General features: G+C 61.3%; 22 protein-coding genes. 11 read left to right on the plus strand and 11 right to left on the minus strand.

The window, feature by feature from the left end; genetic code table 11:
• Positions 1-45 precede the first annotated feature (45 nt).
• From AC07OJ_RS26000 to groL, 3 genes are all read left to right on the plus strand, one after another.
• Positions 46-522, plus strand: coding sequence for an FxsA family protein (locus AC07OJ_RS26000; protein ID WP_016971150.1), 477 nt, complete (start codon positions 46-48; stop codon positions 520-522).
• Positions 523-770: 248 nt separating this feature from the next.
• Positions 771-1,067, plus strand: coding sequence for a co-chaperone GroES (locus AC07OJ_RS26005; protein WP_003175874.1), 297 nt, complete (start codon positions 771-773; stop codon positions 1,065-1,067).
• A gap of 50 nt (positions 1,068-1,117) precedes the next feature.
• Complete coding sequence (gene groL, locus AC07OJ_RS26010; protein ID WP_034109202.1) at positions 1,118-2,764, plus strand: chaperonin GroEL; 1,647 nt, start codon at positions 1,118-1,120, stop codon at positions 2,762-2,764.
• Between the two features lie 168 nt (positions 2,765-2,932).
• Here groL and AC07OJ_RS26015 read toward each other — a convergent pair whose 3' ends face one another.
• Positions 2,933-4,882, minus strand: coding sequence for an LTA synthase family protein (locus AC07OJ_RS26015; RefSeq protein WP_495095463.1), 1,950 nt, complete (start codon positions 4,880-4,882; stop codon positions 2,933-2,935).
• Positions 4,883-5,083: 201 nt separating this feature from the next.
• On the opposite strand from AC07OJ_RS26015, the gene colR reads away from it, so the two are divergent.
• The 5 genes from colR (at position 5,084) to AC07OJ_RS26040 (ending at position 8,854) form a co-directional block, all read left to right on the plus strand.
• Positions 5,084-5,767 carry a two-component system response regulator ColR gene (gene colR, locus AC07OJ_RS26020; RefSeq protein WP_003175870.1) on the plus strand — a complete coding sequence of 228 codons (684 nt, stop codon included), beginning with the start codon at positions 5,084-5,086 and terminating at the stop codon, positions 5,765-5,767.
• A complete protein-coding gene (locus tag AC07OJ_RS26025) occupies positions 5,757-7,037 on the plus strand; it encodes a sensor histidine kinase (protein ID WP_065908733.1) in 1,281 nt (426 codons plus the stop codon). The genes colR and AC07OJ_RS26025 overlap by 11 nt, the downstream gene beginning before the upstream one ends.
• A gap of 188 nt (positions 7,038-7,225) precedes the next feature.
• Positions 7,226-7,906: a class I SAM-dependent methyltransferase gene (locus AC07OJ_RS26030; RefSeq protein WP_065908735.1), complete on the plus strand. Its 681-nt coding sequence runs from the start codon at positions 7,226-7,228 to the stop codon at positions 7,904-7,906.
• Between the two features lie 4 nt (positions 7,907-7,910).
• Positions 7,911-8,630, plus strand: coding sequence for a lipopolysaccharide kinase InaA family protein (locus AC07OJ_RS26035; protein ID WP_262135524.1), 720 nt, complete (start codon positions 7,911-7,913; stop codon positions 8,628-8,630).
• Positions 8,627-8,854 (plus strand): hypothetical protein, encoded by a 228-nt coding sequence (locus tag AC07OJ_RS26040; RefSeq protein ID WP_065908738.1) that lies wholly within the window; start codon positions 8,627-8,629, stop codon positions 8,852-8,854. The genes AC07OJ_RS26035 and AC07OJ_RS26040 overlap by 4 nt, the downstream gene beginning before the upstream one ends.
• 55 nt (positions 8,855-8,909) lie before the next feature.
• Here the strand turns inward: AC07OJ_RS26040 and AC07OJ_RS26045 are convergent, their stop codons facing one another.
• Genes AC07OJ_RS26045 through AC07OJ_RS26055 form a run of 3 tightly spaced genes read right to left on the minus strand, consistent with a single transcriptional unit; the run spans position 8,910 to position 12,545 of the window.
• On the minus strand, positions 8,910-10,007 hold the full coding sequence (locus AC07OJ_RS26045; RefSeq protein WP_495095494.1) for a DUF1513 domain-containing protein: 1,098 nt from the start codon (positions 10,005-10,007) through the stop codon (positions 8,910-8,912).
• A 2-nt stretch (positions 10,008-10,009) separates the two neighbouring features.
• Positions 10,010-11,074, minus strand: a complete 1,065-nt coding sequence (locus tag AC07OJ_RS26050; protein ID WP_065908742.1) for an imelysin family protein — start codon at positions 11,072-11,074, stop codon at positions 10,010-10,012.
• A 31-nt stretch (positions 11,075-11,105) separates the two neighbouring features.
• Positions 11,106-12,545, minus strand: a complete 1,440-nt coding sequence (locus tag AC07OJ_RS26055; RefSeq protein ID WP_495095464.1) for a di-heme oxidoreductase family protein — start codon at positions 12,543-12,545, stop codon at positions 11,106-11,108.
• 139 nt (positions 12,546-12,684) lie between these two features.
• On the opposite strand from AC07OJ_RS26055, the gene AC07OJ_RS26060 reads away from it, so the two are divergent.
• Positions 12,685-13,248 carry an NAD(P)H nitroreductase gene (locus AC07OJ_RS26060; protein WP_262135526.1) on the plus strand — a complete coding sequence of 188 codons (564 nt, stop codon included), beginning with the start codon at positions 12,685-12,687 and terminating at the stop codon, positions 13,246-13,248.
• Positions 13,249-13,372: 124 nt separating this feature from the next.
• Here AC07OJ_RS26060 and AC07OJ_RS26065 read toward each other — a convergent pair whose 3' ends face one another.
• From AC07OJ_RS26065 to gap, 7 genes are all read right to left on the minus strand, one after another.
• Complete coding sequence (locus tag AC07OJ_RS26065; RefSeq protein ID WP_065908747.1) at positions 13,373-15,511, minus strand: methyl-accepting chemotaxis protein; 2,139 nt, start codon at positions 15,509-15,511, stop codon at positions 13,373-13,375.
• 139 nt (positions 15,512-15,650) lie between these two features.
• On the minus strand, positions 15,651-16,052 hold the full coding sequence (locus AC07OJ_RS26070) for a YbaN family protein (RefSeq protein WP_065908749.1): 402 nt from the start codon (positions 16,050-16,052) through the stop codon (positions 15,651-15,653).
• A gap of 115 nt (positions 16,053-16,167) precedes the next feature.
• On the minus strand, positions 16,168-16,776 hold the full coding sequence (locus AC07OJ_RS26075) for a biliverdin-producing heme oxygenase (protein WP_065908750.1): 609 nt from the start codon (positions 16,774-16,776) through the stop codon (positions 16,168-16,170).
• Positions 16,777-16,911: 135 nt separating this feature from the next.
• Complete coding sequence (locus AC07OJ_RS26080; protein ID WP_065908752.1) at positions 16,912-19,476, minus strand: TonB-dependent receptor; 2,565 nt, start codon at positions 19,474-19,476, stop codon at positions 16,912-16,914.
• A 117-nt stretch (positions 19,477-19,593) separates the two neighbouring features.
• Complete coding sequence (locus AC07OJ_RS26085; protein ID WP_495095465.1) at positions 19,594-20,562, minus strand: FecR family protein; 969 nt, start codon at positions 20,560-20,562, stop codon at positions 19,594-19,596.
• A 74-nt stretch (positions 20,563-20,636) separates the two neighbouring features.
• Complete coding sequence (locus AC07OJ_RS26090; protein WP_065908756.1) at positions 20,637-21,155, minus strand: RNA polymerase sigma factor; 519 nt, start codon at positions 21,153-21,155, stop codon at positions 20,637-20,639.
• A gap of 231 nt (positions 21,156-21,386) precedes the next feature.
• Positions 21,387-22,388 carry a type I glyceraldehyde-3-phosphate dehydrogenase gene (gene gap, locus AC07OJ_RS26095; protein ID WP_106802722.1) on the minus strand — a complete coding sequence of 334 codons (1,002 nt, stop codon included), beginning with the start codon at positions 22,386-22,388 and terminating at the stop codon, positions 21,387-21,389.
• A 221-nt stretch (positions 22,389-22,609) separates the two neighbouring features.
• Here gap and edd point away from each other — a divergent pair, with 221 nt between their 5' ends.
• The gene (gene edd, locus AC07OJ_RS26100; RefSeq protein WP_065908759.1) at positions 22,610-24,436 is read left to right on the plus strand and encodes a phosphogluconate dehydratase; all 1,827 of its coding nucleotides are present in this window, start codon (positions 22,610-22,612) and stop codon (positions 24,434-24,436) included.
• Positions 24,433-25,389: a glucokinase gene (locus tag AC07OJ_RS26105; protein ID WP_495095466.1), complete on the plus strand. Its 957-nt coding sequence runs from the start codon at positions 24,433-24,435 to the stop codon at positions 25,387-25,389. Before edd ends, AC07OJ_RS26105 begins: the two co-directional genes overlap by 4 nt.
• Positions 25,390-25,459 lie beyond the last annotated feature (70 nt).

Below are 25,459 nucleotides of genomic sequence, written 5' to 3' on the forward strand. Positions count from 1 at the left end.
TCTAAGGTGGACTGGCAAGGCATTCTTGCGTTGAGGAACCATTTGATGCGCCCTTTTTTGTTGCTCTTTCTGCTGTTCCCGGTGTTGGAGCTGTTCGTATTCGTACAAGTCAGCAGTGCAATCGGCTTTTTCCCGGCGCTGCTGCTGATCATTCTCGGCTCGATGCTCGGCGTTCTGGTGCTGCGTGTCGCCGGCCTGGCCACGGCACTGCGTGCGCGTGAAAGCCTGAACCGCGGCGAGTTGCCGGCCCAGACCATGCTCGAAGGCCTGATGATGGCTTTGGCGGGCGGCCTGTTGATCCTGCCGGGCTTTATCAGCGACGTGGTCGGCCTGGTCATGCTGCTGCCGGTCACCCGCAAGCTGCTGGCCGGCAAGATGCGCCAGCGTGCCGAAGAAGCTGCGATTCGCCAGCGCGCATTCGCCGATGACCTGCAACCTCGTGGTGGCCCGGCTCCGCGCCAACCCCTGGGACGCGAAGGTGATGTGATCGAAGGCGAGTTCGAGCACCGCGACAGTAAATAACCGCTTCATTGCCACGGCACCTTCGGGTGCCGTGTTGCATTTATAGGCGGGCAGATGCAAAAAAATTTCCTGCCCGGCCCCTTGTAATAAGCTTATGCGCCCTTATGTAACGGTCACCGCAAGGTTTCTGGTGGCGACACCAGACAGACTTCCGCGTCTTGCTTGGCGAGGCGCGACCGGCACAGCCGGAATACAACCCGCCGGTACCGATACCGGCCGATGAAAAACACAATTAGGAGAGATCGACAATGAGCAAGCTTCGTCCTCTGCACGACCGCGTCGTTATCCGTCGCAGCGAAGAAGAAAAGAAAACCGCTGGCGGTATCGTTCTGCCAGGTTCGGCTGCTGAAAAAGCCAACCACGGTGTGATCGTCGCTGCAGGCCCAGGCAAGACTCTGGAAAACGGTGATGTACGTGCGCTGGCCGTTAAAGTCGGTGACAAGGTTGTATTTGGTCCTTACTCCGGCAGCAACACTGTGAAAGTCGACGGCGAAGACCTGCTGGTAATGGCTGAGAACGAGATTCTCGCTGTTCTGGAAGACTGATTTTCCCGCTCATTTTCCCGTTACTACAAAGTATTTAAGGAATATCGATCATGGCTGCTAAAGAAGTTAAATTCGGCGATTCCGCCCGTAAGAAAATGCTCACCGGTGTCAACATCCTGGCTGACGCAGTAAAAGCGACCCTGGGCCCGAAAGGCCGTAACGTGATCATCGAGAAGAGCTTCGGCGCTCCGACCATCACCAAGGACGGCGTTTCCGTCGCCAAAGAAATCGAACTCGAAGACCGTTTCGAAAACATGGGCGCGCAGCTGGTCAAAGACGTTGCCTCCCGTGCCAACGATGACGCAGGCGACGGCACCACCACCGCTACCGTCCTGGCTCAGTCGATCGTCAACGAAGGCCTGAAAGCCGTCGCTGCCGGCATGAACCCGATGGACCTCAAGCGCGGTATCGACAAGGCCACCATCGCCGTTGTTGCCGAGCTGAAAAACCTGTCCAAGCCATGCGCTGACACCAAGGCTATCGCTCAGGTAGGCACCATCTCCGCCAACTCCGACAGCTCCATCGGCGACATCATTGCCGAAGCCATGGAAAAAGTCGGTAAAGAAGGCGTGATCACCGTTGAAGAAGGCACTGGCCTGGAAAACGAACTGTCGGTTGTAGAAGGCATGCAGTTCGACCGTGGCTACCTGTCCCCGTACTTCGTCAACAAGCCAGAAACCATGGTTGCCGAGCTGGAAAGCCCGCTGATCCTGCTGGTCGACAAAAAGATCTCCAACATCCGCGAAATGCTGCCAGTACTGGAAGCCGTTGCCAAAGCCGGCCGCCCACTGCTGATTGTTTCCGAAGACGTTGAAGGCGAAGCCCTGGCAACGCTGGTTGTGAACAACATGCGTGGCATCGTTAAAGTCGCAGCCGTCAAGGCTCCAGGCTTCGGCGACCGTCGCAAGGCCATGCTGCAGGACATCGCCGTATTGACCGGCGGTACCGTTATCTCCGAAGAGATCGGCCTGAGCCTGGAAAGCGCCACCCTGGAAAACCTGGGTAGCGCCAAGCGCGTGACCATCTCCAAGGAAAACACCATCATCGTTGACGGTGCTGGCGTTGACGGCGACATCCAGTCGCGTATCAACCAGATCCGCGCCCAGGTTGCCGAAACTTCCTCGGACTACGACCGCGAAAAACTGCAAGAGCGTCTGGCCAAGCTGTCCGGCGGCGTTGCAGTGATCAAGGTTGGCGCTGGTTCCGAAGTTGAAATGAAAGAGAAGAAAGCCCGCGTTGAAGACGCCCTGCACGCAACCCGCGCAGCCGTCGAAGAAGGCGTGGTACCTGGCGGTGGCGTTGCGCTGATCCGTGCTCTGGAAGCGCTGGTTGACCTCAAAGGCGACAATGCTGACCAGAACGTCGGTATCGCTGTTCTGCGTCGCGCCGTTGAATCCCCACTGCGTCAGATCGCTTCCAACAGCGGCGACGAGCCAAGTGTTGTGGTCAACGAAGTGAAGAACGGCAAAGGTAACTACGGTTACAACGCTGCAACCAGCGAATACGGCGACATGGTTGAAATGGGCATCCTGGACCCAACCAAAGTGACCCGTTCCGCGTTGCAGGCAGCCGCTTCGATCGCTGGTCTGCTGCTGACCACCGAAGTTGCGATTGCTGACAAGCCGAAGGCTGAAGGTTCGGCTGGCGGCGGTATGCCAGACATGGGCGGCATGGGTGGCATGGGCGGCATGATGTAAGCCAGCCTTACCCCCGTACTGAAAAAGCCCCGCCTGCAGTGATGCAGGCGGGGCTTTTTTATGGGGGCTGGGGTGTCTGGATTCATGCTTGCTGGTGACAGAGGGCTTGGCCGCGACAAGAGGTGTGCCAGTCACACTGCTATCGCGGGCCAGCCCGCTTCTACGGGGTCAGCGTGCGCTCAACTGTGGCGCCGCTGGCTTCGGCGGCTTCCAGCTCAGCAATTGCTGCTTGAACCCATAACTGGCGGCCTGATAGTAGGTGATCGCCCGTTGGATCAATGGATCATCACTGCCGACCCGGACTTCCTGGCTCGCCGCCAAGGCTTGATAGTGACGACGCAAACCCAGCCGGGGACTGAGAATTGCCAGGTCCTGGCCATCAAACAGCCCCAGGTGCTGGTAGTTGCCGACCACCACGCGCGGTGGCAGCGGATTGTCCTGCAACAGGTTGCGGCCGAAGAAGGTTGATTCGTAGCTGAGGTTGATCAGCCCCAGCAGCGTCGGCGCCAAGTCGATCTGGCTGGCCAGTTGTGCGGTTTCGCGGGCGTCGATCAGCTTCGGTGCATAGATAAACAGCGGAATCTGGTAGTTGCTGATCGGCAGGTCTTCCTTGCCGGCGCTGCCGGCCGTATGGTCGGCGACGAACACAAAGATCGTGTTATCGAACCAGGGCTTCTGCCGGGCCGCCTCGAGGAATTCGCCAATGGCATGGTCGGTGTACTTCACCGCGCCGTCACGACCATTGCCGGATTTGATATCGATGCGCCCATCCGGGTAGGTGTAGGGGCGATGGTTTGAGGTGGTCATCAGTTGCAGCAAAAACGGTTGCTGCTTGGTGTAATCGGCATCGGCCAGTTTCAGGGTTTGGCGATAAAGGTCTTCGTCGGCCATGCCCCAGGCATTTTTAAACGAAATTTCCGCTTCTGGCACGCTGCTCTGGTCGACCACCCGATAACCGTTGCCGCTGAAAAACGCGTTCATGTTGTCGAAGTAACCCCGCCCGCCGTAGACAAACACACTGTCGTAGCCAATCACACTGAGTTGTTGCCCGAGGCTGGCAAAGCCGCTTTCGCGGCCAATGCGCTTGACGATCGAGCGGCCCGGCGTGGGGGGAATCGCCAGGGTGATCGCCTCCAGGCCACGGTCGGTACGGGTGCCGGTGGCATAGAAGTTACTGAAGTACAGGCTCTGTTTACGCAATGCATCGAGGTTGGGCGTGAGGTTGCGCCCATCGCCATTGCTGCCCATGTATTTGGCGCTGAAGCTTTCGATGGTCACCAACACGATGTTGGGTTTGCGCGGTGTTCCAGGGTTGGTGATCGCGCGCCGGATATCCAGCGGGTCCTGGTCGATGAAGCGCGCGTTGGGCTCACTCAGTTCCGCGCGCAACTGTTTGGCGACCACCTCGTTGGGCAGGCTCTGGTAGAACTGTGAATAGTCCAGCTCGTTGTTGCGGAAAGCGGCGAAAAACTGGTACGGGCCATTGCTCGCCAGTTCGTTCTTGTACGCGTTGCCGCCCTGGGTGCGTGGGCTGTCCTGGCTGATCAGTTGCAGGCTGAGGCCGGCGACAATCAGCAGCGCCAACGCATTCACCACACGGCTACGCAGCGCAGGCAGCGGCGCGTTCATTGCGGCATTGAACGGCTTGCGCAACACCACGCTGAAGACAGTCGCAAGCATCGCCAGCAGGCTCAGCAGTTTGCCGATCGGATAGGACTCCAACAGGTTGTTCAACACCTCATCGGAATACACCAGGTAATCGACGGCAATGAAGTTGAAGCGCACGCCGAACTCATCCCAGAACAGCCACTCGGCCGCCGACGTGAACAGCATGGCAAACAGGCTGACGGTGAGCACCGCCTGCAGGAACCAGCGGTGGCCGCGGCGGCGCCACAGGGCCGGTGGGCACAGCAGCAGATACAGCCCCAACGGCAGTGCCGCATAGGCCAGGAACCCCAGGTCGTAGAGCAGGCCCACGCCAAACACCGGCAGCAGATTGCCGCCGACTTCATCCAGGTGAGCGATGAGCAGCACGCTGCGCGTGAGCAGGAATACCACTAACCAGGCACCGGTTATCAACAGCAAATAGCGCATTGGCGCTGTTTTGACAAAACCCATATCCATGTTCCTTATATCAATGGGGGGCGATCTTCGCCCTGACACTGTGGTCAGTTTGTGAAGCTATAGTGAAAAACTCGTTCAGCCGATCAATCAGTTGAAAACCTTTATAGACGGGCCTTTCAGCTCTATCCCTGAGCCACACTTGGCCTTAAGCTGCGCGAGCCAACACGGCCGTTACCGCGTACGGAGACACTGCCCATGCGAATTTTATTGGTTGAAGACAACCGCGATATTCTGGCCAACCTGGCGGATTACCTGGGGCTAAAAGGCTACACAGTCGACTGCGCGCAGGACGGTCTGTCGGGCCTGCACCTCGCCGCCACCGAACATTACGACTTGATCGTGCTCGACATCATGCTGCCCGGCATTGATGGCTACACCTTGTGCAAACGCCTGCGCGAAGACGCGCGTCGCGACACGCCGGTGATCATGCTCACCGCCCGCGATCAGTTGGATGACCGGCTGCAGGGCTTCAAGTCCGGCGCCGATGACTACCTGCTCAAACCGTTTGCCCTGTCGGAATTGGCCGCGCGCATCGAAGCCGTGCTGCGCCGTGCCCAGGGTGGCGGTCGCCGTGCCCTGCAAGTGGGTGACCTGAGCTACGACCTCGACACCCTCGAAGTGACCCGCGAAGGGCGCCTGCTCAAGCTCAACCCGGTGGGCCTGAAACTGCTCGCGGTGCTGATGCAGAAGAGCCCGCATGTACTGCGCCGGGAGATCCTCGAAGAGGCGCTGTGGGGCGATGACTGCCCGGACAGCGACAGCCTGCGCAGCCACGTGCACCAGTTGCGCCAAGTGATCGATAAGCCGTTCGCCAAGCCGTTGCTGCAGACGGTGCATGGTGTGGGCTATCGCCTGGCCGAGGGCCGAGATGGAGTTTAAGCAAAGCCTTGCCCAGCGGATCATCATCGCCTTTGCCTTGATGAGCGCGTTGGTGGCGGGAGCCTTCGCCATGGGCATCGTCGCCACGGTGCACCTGGTAGAAGAGAAGTTGATTTCGGCAGGCCTCGGCGGTGACTTGCAACGCCTGTTGCTGATGGACACTGTCGAAGATTGGCGGCACCGACCCGAACCGGACCAGCTGTTTTACTTCAGCGGCGGGCCGGGCGATTTCGAATTGCCCAAGGACCTGCGGCATCTGGAACCGGGCTTTCACGAGGTGTTTCGTGAGGCGCTGTCGTACCACGCCATGGTCGAAGTGGTCGATGGCCGGCGCTATGTGTTGCTGCAGGATCAGAGCGATTTCGAAGAGCGTGAGCGCGTATTGTTTGCGGTGGTGCTGGTGGGCTTCGTGCTCAGCCTGGCGCTGGCGGTATTCCTCGGCTGGGTGCTGGCTCGCAAGGTGATGGCGCCGGTGGTGCGCCTGGCCCGCCAGGTGCGACATCGCGATCAGTTACTCGGTCTAGCGCCGCCGCTGGCGCCGGACTACGCGGCCGATGAAGTCGGTGAGTTGGCCGTGGCCTTCGATGCCACCCTCGGGCGTCTGCGCCAGGCGTTGTCCCGCGAGCAGTTGTTTACCAGCGATGTCAGTCACGAATTGCGCACGCCCTTGATGGTGCTGGCCAGTTCTTGCGAATTGTTGCTGGAAAACCCGGCCATCGATCAGCGCGGGCGCAATCAGGTTGAGCGCATCGCCCGGGCTTGTGAGGAAATGCGCGAACTGGTGCAGACCTTCCTGATGCTGGCCCGTGCCGAGCATGACGATGGCACCATGTCGCCGCAGGTCAGCCTGGAGCAGGTCGCCGACGACTTGCTCGGTATCTGGCGCGAACCCATCGAGCGCAAGGGCCTGGAATTGATCTACCAGCGCGGCAACCCGCTGGACACGCGCTACAACGCTACCTTCCTGCATGCGGTGATGGGCAACCTGCTGCGCAATGCCTTGCACTACACCGAGCAGGGGTTCATCCGCCTGACCCTGGAGCCGAGTGGCTTCGTGGTCGAGGACACCGGCGTGGGCATCCCTGAAGACAAGCGCGAAGCCATGTTCGAGCCTTTTGTACGCGGCAACGAGAAGCGCGGCGATGGCCTGGGCCTGGGTCTGTCGCTGGTCCAGCGCATCTGCGAGAACCAGGGCTGGAGTGTCAGCCTGAGTACCATGGAGCCGAATGGCTGCCGCTTTCATGTCGAATTGAGTCAGGTCAAACCCTGATCCCATCCCCTGCCGCTATCCTGCCGAAGTACCCCGTACTTCGGCGAAGGTGGCCCCATGCTATTGCTTGTGTCTGTAAAGTCTTGAAATGTATGAGATTGGACAGGACAAGTTTTTCACAACGGGTTGACCTGTTGATCACAGCTCGCTGCATAAGGTTGTAGGCATCAGCAACTGGAGATCCGTTGATGTCTACCCCGATCAAACTCGAATTTTCCGAAAAGTACGACGATCAGCACGCCCACGAATATTTGCTCAAGCATCAGGACAATTTGGCTCGCCGGTTGTCCCACAAACGCGACGAGCAATTGGCCCGTGGCGCGCTGGCGATGGCCGGTGAGCCTGGCCTGGTGCTGGACCTGCCGTGCGGTGCCGGACGTTTCTGGCCGCTGCTGGCTGAAAAACCCAACCGCGTGATCATCGGTGCCGACAATTCGGCCTCGATGTTGAAGGTGGCGACGGTCGCCCAGCCGGCGGATGTGGTGAAACGGGTACGGCCCTTGCAGACCTCTGCTTTTGATATTGATTTGCCGGACAACTCGGTCGACAGCATTTTCTGTATGCGCCTGCTGCACCACATTGGTGACCCGGCGCATCGGCTGGCGATACTGCGGGAGTTTCAACGCGTTACCCGCGACAGCGTGATTATTTCGCTGTGGGTCGATGGCAATTTCAAAGCGTGGAAACGCAAGCGTCTGGAAGGACAGCGTCGCGAAAAAGGTGAGCAGGAAGGTTACCAAAACAGATTTGTGTTACCGGCTGCTACTGTTGAAGCAGAGTTTGAGCAGGCCGGTTTTCGTGTTCAGGAATCCCTGGACTTCATACCGCTCTACGCCATGTGGCGAGTGTATGTATTGCGCAAGAGGTAACAGGATGGCAGTTGAGTGCGTAGCAGGCAGTGATGTAGCGCCCGAAGAACGCTTCGATTATTTCTGGCGCCAGCAGGGCGAGTGGGTCGAGGAACCCAATCGTCGGCGTGGTGGTGAAAGTGGTGTGCAGCGAGTAACGAGTGCCAATGGCCGTTTGCTCTACAGCAAGCGCCAGACCGGACACATCTACCGCAGCTGGCTGCACCCCTTCGGACGCCCCACCGTGCTTCGCGAGCGGGATGCACTCAAGGGCCTGCGCCTGCTGGATGTACGCGTGCCGGAAATGGTCTTTTGCGAAGCACGTCGCGACCCCGAGCACCGTTGGAAGGCATTGCTGGTCACGGCGGCCCTGGAAGGGTTCGACGAGATTGAAAACTGGTACGCCGCCGGTGGTCGCGAACAGTATGGCGAGTTGGTCCACGAGCGCCTGCTCAAGGAATTGGCTGGCACCCTGGCGCGTATGCACAAAGGGCGCTGGCAACATGGCTGCCTGTACATCAAGCACATTTTCGTACGCGTGACGGGTGAAGGCGACTCGGCCAATGTTGAAGTGGCACTGCTGGATTTCGAGAAATGCCGCCAGCGCCTGACCGCTTATCGCGCGGCTTCCCATGACATGCTGCAACTGCGCCGCCATTCGTCGTGGAACAGTACAGACTGGGAAAAACTCAGCTACTTTTATGAGACGGCGTTTGGCAGCGCTATCAAGGGTTTAACCAGATGAAGCTAGAAATAGCACGAGGTCTGTTCCTGGTTGGGGCGATGGGCGTTGCAGCCCTGGCCCTGGCAGCGTGGGAACAGCCTCGCACACAAGTACTCAGCGCGGTGCAAGGTGGCGGGCAATGCCTGTTGCCGCGCGTCGCCAAGGCGAGTGTGGCGGTCAAGCCTGATCATGAGTTGCTGTTGTTCATGTTTGGGATGTCTCAAGGGATGAGGCCGCAGAGTTGAAACGATTCAAACCCCCGAAACAGGGCCTTGCGATGCGAGGCCCTTTTTTTTTTCTTCAAATCAGGTGCAGATGGTTATCCCAAAGCCCCGCCGGCAATTCCAGTGGTTTGGCAACCAGCTGTTTCTGCCGGCAATCGTAGAAACGGCAACGGCCCTGGCCTGAGGTGACGACAAACCCGTCCGTCACCGCGCCGACCCCGGCGCAGTCGGGCAACGGCCCATCCAGGCGCAGCTCGGCGCTGTCCATGTCCCAGATGAAGAAGCGGTTGCCCCGTGGTGCGGTCAACGCCACCAGGCGTAATTCGCTGTGCACCGCGACACTGGCGGTGTAATGCCCCATCGCCTGCAACTGCTCATCGGCCACCGGGAACGCCACGAACGGCTGCCCCGGACGCTTGATCGCCAGCAGCTCGGAACGCTCCTGGGACGCGCCCATGAACTGCTGGCCAGTGAGGATCGTGCCATCGCTGGCGATCCCCATATGGCGCACGCTGTTCATCTGTTGGCCGAGGGTTTCCTTGCTGATCAGGCTGCCATCGCGGTGCATCAGTACCAGGCTTGGCTCCATCGCATTGAGGTTCATCTCCACGCGGCTTTCGGCTTCGGTACGAATGCCACCATTGGCCACCACCAGGGTCTCGCCGTCGGGCATCCACGACACCTGATGCGGGCCGATACCGTGCGTCGAGATTTCGCCGCTGTGCACCAGCCGCTCACCTTCGAACGCGTACACCCCGAGCAGGCCACGGCCCGGGTCGGAGGTGTCGTTCTCGGTGGCATACAGCCAGTCGCCGCTCTTGTGAATCACCGCGTGGCCATAGAAGTGGCGATTGGCATGCGAGGTGATGGTCTGCAGCAGCGTGCCATCACGCAGGTCGATCAGGTAGCTCTCGGTGCCCGGGCGACGGGCGACAAACAGTGCAATCGGCAGTGTCGGGTGGTTGATGATGTCGTGGCAGCGCTGGCCGACCTGGGTGGCAAATACCGGCTTGCCATCCAGCCGATAGCCCACGGCATAGTGGTTGCCGTCCGCATCATCGCGCGCCGACAGCAGCAGCGGGCCCTTGTCTTTCTGCTTGAACAGCGTCCAGCCACCCAGCGTGAGAGCACTGAGCAGCACGCTGCCAACCGCCAAAGCCTGTCGCCTGAGCATCATCAGTCACCGTCGTTGGCGTTAAAGCCCAGTTGGATGCCCAGCGCCTTGGCCAGTTCGCCTTCGTGCAGGCGGTGGACGACGTTGAGGCTGTCGTAGATATCGTTCAGCTGCTGGCGCCCGGCGTCATCGTTCAACAGTTCGTTGAGGCTGCGCTGGTTGCTGGCGAACAGTTTCAGCGAGGCCGCATAGGCGGCGTCAATCTTGTCGGCCAACGGCTTCTGTTCGGACGGCAGCAGGCCACGCAGGCCCTTGTTGTCGACGCCAACCCACACGGTCTGGGCGGCGGCGAGGCTGGCTTCGAGGCTTTGCAGGGACGACTGGCTGCGCCATGCATCGGCCTGGAACGGCTGTGGGATGCCCTTGGTCTGGCGACCCATCGGCGTGCCGAGCTTTTTCTTCAGGGTGTCCAGGGCGGTCACCTGGACGCGCAGCAGATCGGCAATCGCTTCGTGGGAATCGGCGTAGCGCTGGTTCGGAAACTTGGTCATCTGCGCGAGCATGCCGTCGGTGCTGTTCCAACTGGCCAGGATCTCTTCGGCGAGGGCTTTCTGGCGTTCGCCAATGGCCACCAGCAGCGGGCAGTAGCGGGCTTTCTGGGCTTCGTCGGCGACGTCGGTCTTGGCGTCATAGAGGATGTATTCGTAAGCCGACAGGCCTTGCACCACGACACTGGACTTGGCCAGGGCGGCGGCGTCGATCTGCGGTTGGGCGATGACCAGTTGCTCGACCTGGCGACCCACCAGGTTCTTCTTGTCCGGCCAGAACTGGATCTGCCAGGCGCGGTTGCCTTCGGCCAGTGGGCCGATCAACAGCGGTTGCAACTCGGCCCAGGCTTTTTGCGCATGGAGGAAGTCGGCGCGGGCGGTCTCCAGGCTTTCCTTGCCCTGGCAGTAGGCCAGGGCGCTAACGGCCAGTTGGCGGTCGGCTTCCACCCAGCGGCTGTAGGTCGGCAGGATCACTTGCTTGGCGATCGCCGCCGAGGTCACGGCTTGTGGATCCTGGGGCGAGCAGGCGCCGAGGGCGAGGGCGGCCAGGCTGGTGAACAACAACTTGGGACGAAACATGTCGAGCTCCCTTCTGTAATTGGGGCGAAGCTTATAAAGAATTCAGGAACGCCAGCAACGCAGCGCGCTGCTCGGCATTGAAGGACAACACATGCTGCTGCGCCGCTTGCGCTTCACCGCCGTGCCACAGCACGGCCTCGAGCAGGTTGCGGGCGCGGCCGTCATGCAAGAACTGGGTGTGGCCACTGACGGTCTGCGTCAGGCCGATGCCCCACAACGGCGCGGTGCGCCAGTCGCGGCCACCGGCCTTGAATTCGGTGCGGTTGTCGGCCAGGCCTTCGCCCATGTCGTGCAACAGCAGGTCGCTGTAGGGACGGATCACCTGGTTGGCCAACTCAGGTTCGGCCGCCGTGGCTGGCGTGGTGAATGATGGCTTGTGACACCCCTGGCAGCCGGCCTGGTAGAACAGGTTTTTCCCGGCCAGCACCTGCGGCGCGTTGACGTCGCGGCGTGCCGGCACGGCGAGGTTGCGCGTGTAGAACAGCACCAGGCGCAGGATGTTGTCGCTGACTTCCTGCTCGCCATCGGCGCCATTGCCGTTGGGCGCCTGTTTGCAGGCGACTTGCGTGTCGGTGCAGTCATCAAAGGGTCTCAAAGACGTGGTGAGGCCCATATCACCAGAAAACGCGTGAACATTTTGTTGATTGAGGTTGGGTTGCCCGGCTTTCCAGCCAAAGCGCCCGAGTACGGTTTTTTGTTCGGCGTCGTCCCAGACCCAATTGGCGCGGCCGACGATGGCTTCTTTGTCGGCGGTCTTCGGGTCGGTGTTGCGCAGGATATCGGCGTCGGTGATGGCTTCGAGCAGGCCCAGGCCAATCATCGGCGGAGCGATGCGCGCGGAGAAAAGTGTGTCCGGATGCATCGGGCCATAGCCGAGCTGGGTGATCTGCAGGTCCGGCTTGCGCAACTCGACCACGCTGCCATCCTTGAAGGTAACCTTGACCGGCGTGTAGTCGACGCGCACCTTGCCTTCCGGTGCGACGCCCGGCACGGCCATGTCCTGCAGCTGCCCGCCATACACCGGCTCGGGCACCACGCCGACCTGCTCGATGAGCTTGGCGTAGGACGGCTGCTCCTGGATAGACAGAGGGATCGACAGGCGCACCAGCATCGACACCGCATTGGCCGCATCGGGCAGCGGCGGGTGGCCACGGCCGTCCTTGATATGGCAGTTCTGGCAGGCGTTGGTATTGAACAGCGGGCCCAGGCCATCGCGTGCGGTGGTGGTGGACGGCGCGATGACCCACGGGCTGCGAAAGAAGCTGTTGCCGACGCTGAAGTCCAGGCGGCGCGTGGGCGACAGGTTGGCCGATGGCAGGGAGAACGCGTTCTGGTCGCGCTTGTTCACCGTCGTCGCGCCGCCGGCACGCGCTTCACCAGGCTCTGCCTGGGTGAAACGTGGGGCGTCATCGCAGGCAGTCAGGCTTAAAGCCATCACTGCTGCGGACAGGCGAAAAAGCGAACCGAACATCAGGTTTCCTGAACGAAGGCTGAAAATATGGGCGCAAAGTCTAACAGGGCAGGGCGCAATGAATAAGAGCAATTATCGTTTGCTCGAATCCGATTCATTCCCGCTAGAATGACCGCACATTTTTTTCTGGAGGTGGCCAATGCAGGCTCTCGACGCTTTGCTCAACCGTGTTTCCGTGCCGCGTTTGCTGGAACCGGCACCGACCCAGGAGCAGCGTGATGTGCTGTTCGCCGCGGCCATGCGCGCGCCCGACCATGGTCAACTGCGCCCTTGGCGGTTCCTCACCGTAGAGGGTGCCGCCCGTGAGCAGATGGGCACCCTGCTGGCCGAAGCCGCGCGCCTGCAAGACCCCGACGCTGCGCAAGCGGTCATCGACAAGGCCCAGAACGGCCCGTTGCGCGCGCCGCTGGTGGTGGTGGTGATTGCCCGCCTGCAGGAACACTTCAAGGTGCCCAAGTCCGAACAACTGTTGGCAGCCGCCTGCGCGGCCCACGGTATTCTGCTGGCGGCCTATGCCCAGGGGATTGGTGCGGTGTGGCGCACGGGTGAACTGTCCTACTCGGCTCATGTCGCCAAAGGCCTGGGGCTGACGGCGGATGAGGAAGTGATTGGCTTCCTTTATTTGGGGACACCGCAGAACCCACCGCGTACGGCGCCGAAGGAAGATGTGGCGGCGTTTGTGCAGGCCTGGACGGGTCTCTAAGCAGTAGGCGGTCAAAATGTGGGAGGGGGCTTGCCCCCGATGACTGAGTGTCAGTCTACTTATCTGTAGCTGACACACCGCTATCGGGGGCAAGCCCCCTCCCACATTTGACCGTTGGTGTGTCTTACACCTTGAACTGATCCATCAGCTTCATCTGCTGGCTGGCCAATGCATTGAGTTGGCTGCTGATGGCCGCCGACTCGGTGGCCTGGCCGGTGAGGGTTTCGGTCACGCCGCGAATCGCCGAGACGTTGCGATTGACCTCTTCGGCCACGGCGCTCTGTTGCTCGGCGGCGCTGGCGATCTGCAGGTTCATGTCGCTGATCACCGTCACGGCATCGCTGATCTTGCCCAGGGCTTGCACTGCCTGATGAATCTGCCCGGCATTGCTCTGGGCCTGGTGCTGGCTGGAGTGCATGGTCGCCACCACGCCGCGGGTGCCGCTCTGGATCCGTTCGATCACCAGGCGGATTTCCTCCACGGAGTCCTGGGTACGCTTGGCCAGGTTGCGCACTTCGTCGGCGACGACCGCAAAGCCGCGCCCGCTTTCGCCGGCCCGGGCCGCTTCGATTGCCGCATTGAGGGCCAGCAGGTTGGTCTGTTCGGCGATGCTGCGGATCACTTCCAGCACTGAACCGATCTGCTCGCTGTTGACGGCCAGGGCTTCGACTTCACCCACGGCCTTGCTGACTTCCTCGGCGAGGGTGGTGATGTCGCGGGTGCTCTGCTCGATGATCGACATGCCTTCACGTGCCGACTGATCGGCACCGCGTGCCGCGCTGGCGGCATTCGATGCACTGTTGGCAACGTCATGGGCGGTGGCGCTCATCTCGTTGGAGGCCGTGGCGACCTGGTCGATTTCGCGGAATTGCACCTGCATGCCTTCGCTGGTCTGGCGCGCGATGGCCGAGGACTGGTCGGCGGTACCACGCGCCTCGGTGATGCTTTGCTTGATCTGCGCAATGGTCGGTTGCAACTTGTCGAGGAAGCGGTTGAACCAGTTCACCAATTCGCCCAGTTCATCGTGCTTGGCGTAGGCCAGGCGCTGGGTGAGGTCGCCGTCACCACTGGCGATGTCCTTGAGCATCGCGGCCACGCCGTTGATCGGCCGGGTCACACCGGTGGCCGTCAGCCAGATCAGCAGCAGGCCCAGCAAGCCGGCGGCGGCGCCTACCAGCAGCGCCTTCAGGGTGCCCGAGGCCTGGGCCTTGTCGAGCAGCGCCTGCAGCTTCACGGTGTCGGCCAGCATCACGTCCTTGGGCAGCTTGATCACGACGCCCCAGGACTTGGCATCGGCAATCGGCTTCACCGGATAGACCGCGCGAATCGTGTCGTCCTGCGCGCGGATCATGCGGGTGTCACTGGCCAGCAGTTGCACGATTTCCTTGCCCTCGGCACCGAGGGTATCGATCAGGTTTTTCCCGACTTTGGCCGGTTCACCGCTGTAGGCCGCGATCAAGCCGCTGCTGGCGAGAATTTCCAGGTGCGCGGCACTGTTGAACAAGTCTTTCTGTGCCGCATCGGTGGCCGCTTGCAGGGCGGTGAGGGCGATGTCGATGCCGACCACGCCGATGACTTTGCCGTCCACCAGCAGTGGCAGGGAAAGGGTGGTCATCAGCACCGGTTTGCCGGCCACCGTATCTTCGTACGGGTCGAGCAGGCAAATACGGCGGGTATCGCGTGGGCAGGTGTACCAGATGTTGTAGGGCGTGCCGCTGAGGTTGAGGGTGGTCTTGGTCAGGTCGTCCTCGACCATGATGGTGTTCAAGCCTTCGCCACCGGCGCGGCTCCAGTAACTGGAGAAACGGCCTTTTTCGTTGGAGGCGCGTGCCTTGTCGTCGACGAATTCGCTGTCCTTGCCATCCAGCCCGTTGGGTTCGAACGACAGCCAGATACCCAGCACCTTGTCATTGCGTTCGAAGGCGGTTTTCAGGCTCTGGTTGAGTTCTTCGCGCAAGGCGCCGGGCGCGAGGTCGCGCTTGGCTGCCAGAGTGCGCAGGTCTTTGACCTGGTCGCCGAGGGCGACCACGGCGACCAGGCTGTCGCCGAAGGTTTTCTGCAATTGCACGGCTTGCTCTGCGGCCTTGGCCTGCAACAGTTGTTCGACACTGGCGGTGAGCATGTGCGAGCTGGAATCGCTGACCAACTGATCATTCTGAGCGGTGTTGTAGAGGTTGATGCTGACGACCAGCGCAATCACCCCCAACAGGCAAAGGCCGGACAACAGCACGATTTTCAGGCGGATGGAGAGGGTGTTGAACATAGGCTCACTCGCGAATGGACTTGTTGGAAGGCACGCAGTGCAGGCCAAGTCCATTCAGCGCTATGTCTGGAACATCGGCGTAACAAATCATTTCATGAGAAGCAGGCGATGAGCGGTAGGAAAACGGCTACAGCCAGTGCTACGCGGGCTCTGCAAGCCGTTCAGGGCGTGACCAGATCCACAGGTTACCCAGGCTCATCCCGGCAATGGCCAGGTAGATCGGCCAACCATGATCGAGCATCACCAGCATCAGGATGGCGCACAGCAGCATGCTCACCGTGGCGCTGACCTTGGCCCGGCGCGCGATGATCTTGCCGTTGCGCCAGTTGAACAGGATCGGGCCGAACAGGCGGTGGTTTTCCAGCCAGGCGCTCAGGCGCGGCGAGCTTTTGGTTGCGGCCCACGCGGCGAGCAGGATGAACTCGGTGGTCGGCAAGCCCGGTATGACAATCGCCACCAATCCGATGCCCAGGCTGACGTAGGCCAGCAGGCCGAAAAGGATCTGTGCGATTTTCGAGGTGGATTGGGTTTTGCCGGTCATGGGAAGCAATTTGCAGAAGGAAAGGGTTGCTTACTCTGTAGGAACTGGCTTGCTGGCGATGGCGTCCGTGAAGTTGCTATCGCCGGCAAGCCTGTTCCTACCGAGGGGGTTCGAGTCAGGCCAGTTCAGGGGCGCTAGCGTACGCCTGTTCCAGCAACACGGTGAAGCGCACAAACGCGTCGATCGCACCTTTTTCCACTGCGGCTTCCTCTTCGGCGCTGAATTCCAGGCCGTCCAGGGTACGAGTAAAGCTTTTCCAGCCTTCGGCACGACCGCCGGCCGGCTCACCCAGGTGGCGTGCACCGAAGGTTTCGCTCAGTCCCAGGCCCACGGCGCGCTTGATCAGGAACGCAGCGCCCAGCTTGGAGCCTTCGGACACGAACAGCCAGCCCAGGGCTTCGGCCTTGCTCGGGTTCTTCACTGCACCGGCGACCGGCGCCGGCACGTCGGTGTCCAGGTCGCCCAGGTCCAGCTTGGCGGCTTCGGCGCGGCAGCGCTCGGCCAGGTCCGGCACGATCTTGATCAGTTCGGCATCGTTGTAGAGGCTCACCAGTTCCGACTGGAACAGGTACTGCGCGACCACGAAGCGGGCGAAGTTGGCTTGGGTTTCAAACGGCGCGTGCGCCTTGACCAGTGCGTCCAGCTTGGTGTGTGGCTCGTTGGTGATCTGGTTCAGGCGCTGGGAGCGCAGGCTCGGGCGTTCTGCGGTAGAGGAAGCGGTCATGAAAAAGTCCTTGAGAAGAGGAGCGCCTTGGTGCTCTGAAAGAGAGCTGTTATCAACTAGACGAACAAGAAGACGCGGCACAGTAAAAAATCCTCACCCCGGCGCTGAAAATCGACGAGGTGAGGGTGGGCGTTATCAGATGTCCCAGATCACGTTGATCGCAAAGTTGCGACCGGGCTGGGTCAGGCGGTCAAGGTTGGCGGGCGCGGTCACACCGGCTTCGCCGACGCCGTCGTAGCTGCGCACGTCATCCCAGTTCCAGTATTTCTTGTCGGTCAGGTTGTACAGGCCGCCGTTGATGGTCACGTCGTTGGTGACCTTGTAGAAGCCGGTCAGGTCGACGATGCCAAAGCCGGGCGTCTTGAAGGGCGCGCCAGTGCTGCCGTCGGGCGCATGGAAGGTGGTGCTGTCGACGCGATCCTGCTTCTTCACCAGGGTCCAGCTGACCAGCGCCCCGTATTGCGCTTGCTCATAGCCCAGGCCGAAGACGCCCTTGAGCGGGTTGACGCTGTTGAGCGGTTCGCCATTGTCGTCGTTGCGGCCATAGGTGTAGCCAACCGAGCCCTGGGTGTACAGGCCTTGCGGTGCGCCGAAGGCGTCCAGGTCCAGGCGCCCTTTGGCTTCGATCCCCTTGATGGTCGCGTGCTTGATATTGTTGGCTTCGAATTGCTGTGCGGTGCCGCCGGCGACGGAGGCGTCCTCGTCGATGAAGTCGCGGTATTTGTTGTAGAACACTGCGATATCAAACGAGCCGGAATCGAAGTTGCCGCGAATCCCGGTTTCTACGCCCTTGCTGCTTTCTGGCTTGAGATTCGGGTTGGGCTCGACGGTGTAGCCCTGCTGCAGGTTTTCAAAGCGGCCGTACAAGGCTTTGGCCGACGGGGTGCGGAAGCCTTCAGCGTATTGGCCGAACCAGGTGTACTGGTCGGTCAGCGCATAGGTCAGGCCGAATTTCGGCGTGACGCGGTGCCAGGTTTTTTCCTTGTCACTGTGGGCGTAGATCCGCGTCGGGTCGACGGTGTTGAGGAACTCATCAGTCAACTTGGGCTTGAGTTGGGTGTAGTCGTAGCGCACGGCGGGCAGGAAGGTCCACTTGTCCCAGGTGATCTGGTCCTGTGCGAACAGCGAATACGTGTTGATGGTCGGGTCCGGGAAATCACTGGCCTTCTTCACGCTGTCGCTGGCGATCGGGCTGGGTGCGCCGATGGCCGTGCAACCGCCGCCGACAGCCAGGCAGGTCGCGGCGCCTTCGCGGGAGCCGGTGACCTTCTGCTGCTTGAGGGTGGTGCCGTAGGTCACTTGGTGATCGGTTTCGCCGATGCTGAAAGCCTTGTCCAGCTGGGCATCGAAGACCCATTGCTTTTCTTCGTACAGGGTCTCGCGGGTGCGCAGGACTCGGCGGGACGGCTGGTAGATCTCGGCGGTGGACTGGTCCGTCTTGGCGATCTGGTAGTTGAGGCTGGTCTTGATCTGATCGGCTATCGGTGAGTCCAGGGCGAAGCGGTTTTCGATGCCAAAACGCTCGCGGGTGATGGTGTCGTTGCCCGAACGAGCCCGGTAGAAATTGAAGCCGCGTCCGCCGGTGAACGGGCCGCCCACGGCATTCATGAGGTTGACGTCGCGATCGTCCTTGTACTTCTCGTACGTCAGGCCGAGGCGATTGTCATCACCATAGTTCCAGCCCAGCTTGGCCAGCACGTTGGTCGTGCGCGCGTCTTCCGGGTTGGCGCCGGTGCGGGCCAGGCCGGTGGCATTGTTGCCGTCGTAGGACTCCATCTCGTGGCCATTGCGCTGGCTCAGGTGCAGCAAACCGTCGACGTCCTGCACGCGGCCGGCGACGGTGCCGGAAGTCAGCCAGCTGTCGTCGGCGGAGCTGTAGCCGGTCTTCAGGCGGGCGCCGACGTCCTGGCCGGGCTTGATGATGTCATCGGGATCGAGGGTGAAGTAGCTCACCGCGCCACCAATCGCGCTGCTGCCGTACAGGGCCGAGGCCGGGCCGCGCAGGATCTCCACGCGCTTGACGATTTCGGGGTCGACGTAGTTGCGGCGGGTCTTGGCGTAGGGGCCGTTGAAGAAGTTGTCCGGCACTTCCACGCCGTCCACTTGGGTGAGGATGCGGTCGCCGTCGATGCCGCGAATGTTGTAGCCCGAATTGCTCGAGCGGCCACCGGCACCGCCCACCGAGACGTTGGGTTCGTAACGCACCAGTTCACGAATGGTATTCACGTTCTGGCGGTCCAGCTCTTCGCGTTCCTGCACGGTCACGGTGCTCGGCACACTGCTGATGTTCTGCTCATTCCGGGTGGCGCTGATGGTGACCTGTTGCAGGTTGAGGGCGCCGCCCGCCGCGCGCTTTTCCAGCACGATGTTGTTGCTGCCCAGTTTGCGGTAGCTCAGGTTGGTCCCCACCAACAGCCGGTCCAGGGCTTTCTCCGCTGACAACGGGCCGCGCACGCCCGGGGACGACACACCTTGGCCGAGTTCCGCCGGCAGGCCGACTTGCCAGCCGGTCACCGCGGTGAAGGCGTTGAGCGCCGAGACCAGCGGCTGTTGCTCGATGCTGAAGGTGTAATTGCCGTGGCTGCGCTGCACCGGTTCAGCGGCGGTGGCCGCCATGACCGGCGTGCCGGCCAGCAGGATGGCCGCAGTCAGCAGGGACAGGACGGGCGAAGAGGGCCGGCGGTTGAAACGAGAGGACATCGAGAGCGCTCCGGAAGGTACGAATCTTATAGTTGCGAACCGAATCAAATAGGAATCAGTTGCATTGGCTAAGACGAGACGTACTGCCGAAGACTATCGAGTAAAAATAATTCTCATTTAGTTGAGGATCACCAGCGCCGGGTATTCCGACAGTTTGGCCGAGGTGATGTGGGCCAGGGAGCGCACCACGTCCAGGGGCTGGTCGAGGCGGTAGTTGCCGGTGACGGCAACGCTGGCGAGCTTGTCGTTGGTGTTGACGATCCAGCCGGGGTAATAGCGACGCAGCTCGGCGAGCACTTCGCTCATCGGGCAGTTTTCGAAAATCAGCCGGCCCTGCACCCAGGCCAGGTCCTTGTTGGCATCCAGCTTGGCCGGTGGACCGAAGCCCTTGGGCCCGATGCGGATGCTTTCGCCGGCGCTCAAGCGCACGCGGGCATCGTCGAAGGTGTTGCTCAGGTCCACGTCGCCGCGCTGCACCTGCACCTGGGCTTCGCCGTTGAGGTAGCGCACGGCGAAAGCGGTATCACGCACGCTGGCGCGCACGGGGCCGGCGTCGATTTCCAGCGGCAGGCCATGGTTGGGCACGATTTCGAAGAACGCTTCGCCCTGGTAGAGACGGGCGATGCGCTGATGATCCTTGATGCTGCTGGAAAACGCCGAGTTGGTGTTGAGCAACACCTTCGAGCCGTCGTCCAGTTGCAGGCGCTGGCGTTCTCCTACCACGGTGAGGTGGTCGGCCTGCAGGCGCACCGGCAGGTTGCTGAAGCTGAACAGGCCGATCAGCAGCACGGCGGCGGTGGCCAGTGGTTTCCAGTGCGGCCGGATACGACGCCAGGCACTGGGCTTGCGCGGCGCGGCGAGGGCGACGGCGGCGCTGTGCACGGGCGCGGCGCCCCAGGCAGCCTGGGCTTTGCCAAACGCGTGAACATGCGCAGGGTCTTGGGCCAGCCACGTTTCAAATTCGGCTTGTTGCCCGGGCTGCGGGCACTGCAGGGCGATCAGCCAGTCGAGGGCTTGGTCCATAGCCATGTCTTGCAACACCTCATGAGCCAGCTCATGGGGGCGCAGTTTATTCGGGTCCGTCACGGTGTTCCTCGGGTCTTCGCCACGTTCTATTCAAATGTCCTATAGCCTTGGGTGACATTTCTGTCGGGTGAAGCTTAAGGCCGATCCAGCCTTTGGGCCACACCTACGCAGATGGCCATGATCAATTTCAGTTCCTTTTGTACGGTGCTCAAGGACACTTCCAATTGGTCGGCAATCTCCTGGTAGCTGCAGCCGTGCAGGCGGCTGAGGATGAAAATCTGCTGTTGGCGGGCGCTCAGTTGACCGAGGCTGACACTCAGGTGCTCCAGCAGTTGCTCGGCCTGGGTCGCGTCTTCGGGCGTGCTGATGGGGGCGGCGACGCTTTGCAGGACGTCCAGCGGGACATCTTCCTGCAGCGTGCGCGCCTGGATCCGACGCGCGCGCAAGTGGTCGAGTGCGAGGTTGCGCGCGGTCTGGTAGACGAAAGGTTCAAGATGATCGATCGGCCGCTCGCTGAGGGCTCGGGTCACGCGCAGGTAGGTTTCCTGCAAGAGGTCCTCGGCGGTGCTGTGGTTATTCACCATCCGCTGCAACGTGCGAAGCAGAATCACCCGTTGGGTGAGGAAGACGTGGTTGAAGCGAGATTGGCTCACAGTGCTACCAGATCGATTTGCAGTTAATGATAATGCTTATCATCAACGCAAATGGCAAGTGGCACTTGGGTGTGTTGCCAGGAGCCCTGCGTGTGGGAGCCGGGTTTGCCCGCGATGCAGGCACCTCGGTTTTCCAGTTGCACCGAGGTGATGCTATTGCAGGCAAGCCAGCTCCCACATAAGCCAGCTATCACACAGGCGAGCTTCCATGCTGGAGAGCTGCCAAACGGGTTATTCGGCGTTGCAGAGCGCCAGGCAGTTATCCAGCATACGGTTGGAGAAGCCCCACTCGTTGTCATACCAGGCCAGCACTTTCAGCAACTTGCCACTGACCTTGGTGTGGTTGGCGTCGAAAATCGACGACAGCGGGTTATGGTTGAAGTCACTGGAAACCAGCGGCAGGGTGTTGTAGCCGAGGATTTTCGAGTGCTGGCTGGCTTCCTTGAGCAGTGCGTTGACCTCGTCGGCAGTGGCGTCTTTTTTCAGCGTCACGGTGAGGTCGACCAACGACACGTTGATCACCGGCACCCGCACGGCCATGCCGGTCAGCTTGCCCGCCAGTTCCGGCAGTACCAGGCCGACCGCTTCGGCGGCGCCGGTCTTGCTCGGGATCATGTTCTGGGTGGCCGAACGCGCGCGGTACGGGTCCGTGTGGTAGACGTCGGTCAGGTTCTGGTCGTTGGTGTAGGCGTGGATAGTGGTCATCAGGCCGCTCTCGATGCCCAGCTCGCGGTGCAGCACCTGGGCGACCGGCGCCAGGCAGTTGGTGGTGCAGGAGGCATTGGAGATGATCTGGTGGGATTGACGCAAAATGTCATGGTTTACCCCGTAGACCACGGTGGCGTCTGCGCCCTTGGCGGGGGCCGAGATGATCACCTTGCGCGCGCCGGCGGTAATATGGGCGGCAGCCTTGTCACGGTCGGTGAACAGGCCGGTGCATTCGAACACTACGTCGATCTTGTGTGCAGCCCACGGCAGGTCGGCGGGGTTGCGAATGGCACTGACGGCAATCCGGTCGCCATTGACGGTCAGGCTTTCCTGATCGTGGGCGACCTCTGCGTCGAAAGTGCCATGTACGGTGTCGTATTTGAGCAGGTGGGCATTGATCGAACTGTCGCCGAGATCGTTGATGGCGACGATCTGCAAATCCTGGCGGTAGCCTTGGGTATACAGTGCGCGCAGGACATTACGGCCGATACGGCCAAAACCATTGATTGCGATACGAAGAGTCATTGGAAAGTGCCTGTCGTCGATTTGTTGTAAGAATTACAAGATTATTCGCATAAAAATAGAAAACAAGCCTTTTTAGTGGCAATATTTTGTTCAATCTACAACGAGTGACCTGAATCAACTGGTCCGAGTGGTCAAGTAACACCCTGCCAACCTTTTCGCGGCGGGCGTTTGACCAGCATAGGAACGAGGGTCGCCACATCCGTTAGCCTGGAGTTCTATACATGCATCCCCGCGTTATTGAGGTCACCGAACGGCTTATCGCCCGCAGTCGTGCAACCCGCGAGGCTTACCTTGCACTCATTCGCGGCGCGGCCAGCGACGGCCCGATGCGCGGTAAGCTGCAATGCGCCAACTTTGCCCACGGCGTGGCCGGATGCGGCACTGAAGATAAAAATAGTCTGCGAATGATGAATGCCGCCAACGTGGCAATTGTTTCGTCATATAACGACATGCTCTCGGCGCACCAGCCGTACGAACATTTCCCCGAGCAAATCAAGAAAGCCCTGCGCGAAGTCGGCTCGGTCGGTCAGTTCGCCGGCGGCACCCCGGCCATGTGCGACGGCGTCACCCAGGGCGAACCCGGCATGGAGCTGAGCCTGCTCAGCCGCGAAGTCATCGCCATGTCCACGGCGGTAGCGCTGTCCCACAACATGTTCGATGCCGCGCTGATGCTGGGCATCTGCGACAAGATCGTCCCGGGCCTGATGATGGGCGCGCTGCGCTACGGCCACCTGCCGATGGTCTTCGTGCCGGGCGGCCCGATGCCGTCGGGCATCTCCAACAAGCAGAAGGCCGATGTGCGCCAGCGCTACGCCGAAGGCAAGGCCACCCGCGAGGAGCTGCTGGAATCGGAGATGAAGTCCTACCACAGCCCCGGTACCTGCACCTTCTACGGCACCGCCAACACTAACCAGTTGCTGATGGAAGTCATGGGCCTGCACCTGCCGGGCGCCTCGTTCGTCAACCCGTACACGCCGCTGCGTGACGCACTGACCCGCGAAGCCGCGCACCAGGTCACGCGCCTGACCAAGGCCAACGGCAACTTCACGCCCATCGGCGAGATCGTCGACGAAAAATCCATCGTCAACTCCATCGTCGCACTGAACGCCACCGGCGGTTCGACCAACCACACCCTGCACATGCCGGCCATCGCCATGTCGGCGGGCATCATCCTCACCTGGCAGGACATGGCCGACCTCTCCGAGGTGGTGCCGACCCTGTCCCACGTGTATCCGAACGGCAAGGCCGACATCAACCACTTCCAGGCGGCGGGCGGGATGTCGTTCCTGATCCGCGAACTGCTCGAAGCCGGCTTGCTCCACGAAGACGTCAACACCGTGGCCGGCAAAGGTCTGAGCCGCTACACCCAGGAACCGTTCCTGGTCGACGGCGAGCTGATCTGGCGCGAAGGCCCCATCGAAAGCCTCGACGAAACCATCCTGCGCCCCGTGGCCCGTGCGTTCTCCCCGGAAGGCGGCTTGCGCGTGATGGAAGGCAACCTCGGCCGTGGCGTGATGAAAGTCTCGGCCGTGGCGCTTGAGCACCAGATCGTCGAAGCACCGGCGGTGGTGTTCCAGGACCAGCAGGACCTGGCCGATGCATTCAAGGCTGGCCAGCTGGAAAAAGACTTTGTCGCGGTGATGCGCTTCCAGGGCCCACGCTCTAACGGCATGCCGGAATTGCACAAGATGACCCCGTTCCTCGGCGTCTTGCAGGACCGTGGCTTCAAGGTTGCATTGGTGACAGACGGGCGCATGTCCGGCGCGTCGGGTAAGATCCCCGCCGCGATCCACGTGAACCCCGAAGCCCAGAGCGGCGGGCCACTGGCACGCGTGCGCGATGGCGATATCATTCGCGTGGATGGCGTGAAGGGCACCTTGGAGCTTAAGGTGGACGCCGAAGAATTTGCAGCGCGCGCGCCTGCCACGGGCTTGTTGGGCAACAACGTGGGGGCCGGTCGCGAGCTGTTTGCATTTATGCGCTTGGCCGCAAGCTCCGCAGAGCAGGGCGCCAGCGCCTTTACCTCTGCCTTGGAGACGCTTAAGTGAAGCTTGCGCTGGTCGGTGACATCGGGGGTACCAACGCCCGTTTTGCGTTGTGGCGGGATCAGGCTCTGCATTCGATCCGCGTGCATGCCACGGCGGATCACCAGAGTCCTGAGGACGCGATCAAGGCCTACCTCAAGGAAGAAGGCTTGGAAATCGGTGACATCGGTGCCGTCTGCCTGTCGGTTGCCGGGCCGGTGAGTGGCGATGAATTCAAATTCACCAACAACCACTGGCGCCTGAGCAAGACTGCGTTTTGCCAGGCGTTGCAGGTGGATGAGCTGCTGCTGGTGAATGACTTCACCGCCATGGCCCTGGGCATGACCCGCCTCAAGCCCGACGAATTCCGCGTGGTCTGCGAAGGCACGCCGGAACCGTTGCGCCCGGCGGTGGTCATCGGGCCGGGTACCGGCCTGGGCGTCGGCACATTGCTGGACCTCGGTGCCGGTCGCTACGCGGCATTGCCGGGGGAGGGTGGACACGTTGACCTGCCCCTGAGCAGTCCGCGTGAAACCCAGCTGTGGCAGCACATCTACTCTGAGATCGGCCACGTCAGCGCCGAGACGGCGTTGAGCGGGGGCGGTTTGCCGCGTGTCTACCGCGCCATCTGTGCGGTCGACGGGCATACCCCGGTGCTGGATACCCCAGAAGCCATTACGGCGGCGGGCCTGGCGGGCGATCCAGTGGCGATGGAAGTGTTGAACCAGTTCAGTATCTGGCTGGGCCGCGTCGCCGGTAACAACGTGCTGACCACCGGTGGACGCGGTGGTGTGTATATCGTGGGTGGGGTGATTCCACGGTTTGCCGACTTCTTCATCAACAGTGGTTTTGCCAAGAGTTTCAGCGACAAGGGCTGCATGAGCGACTACTTCAAAGGCATCCCTGTGTGGCTGGTGACCGCGCCGTATTCCGGGTTGACTGGGGCTGGAGTCGCATTGGAACAGGCTTTTGCGTAGGCGCTGATGGCCCCTTCGCGAGCGAGCCCGCTCCCACTTTGACCGAGTTCCAACGTTGGAATGCCGGCAA

It is taken from the genome of Pseudomonas sp. GW821-FHT09C08 (assembly GCF_059418125.1).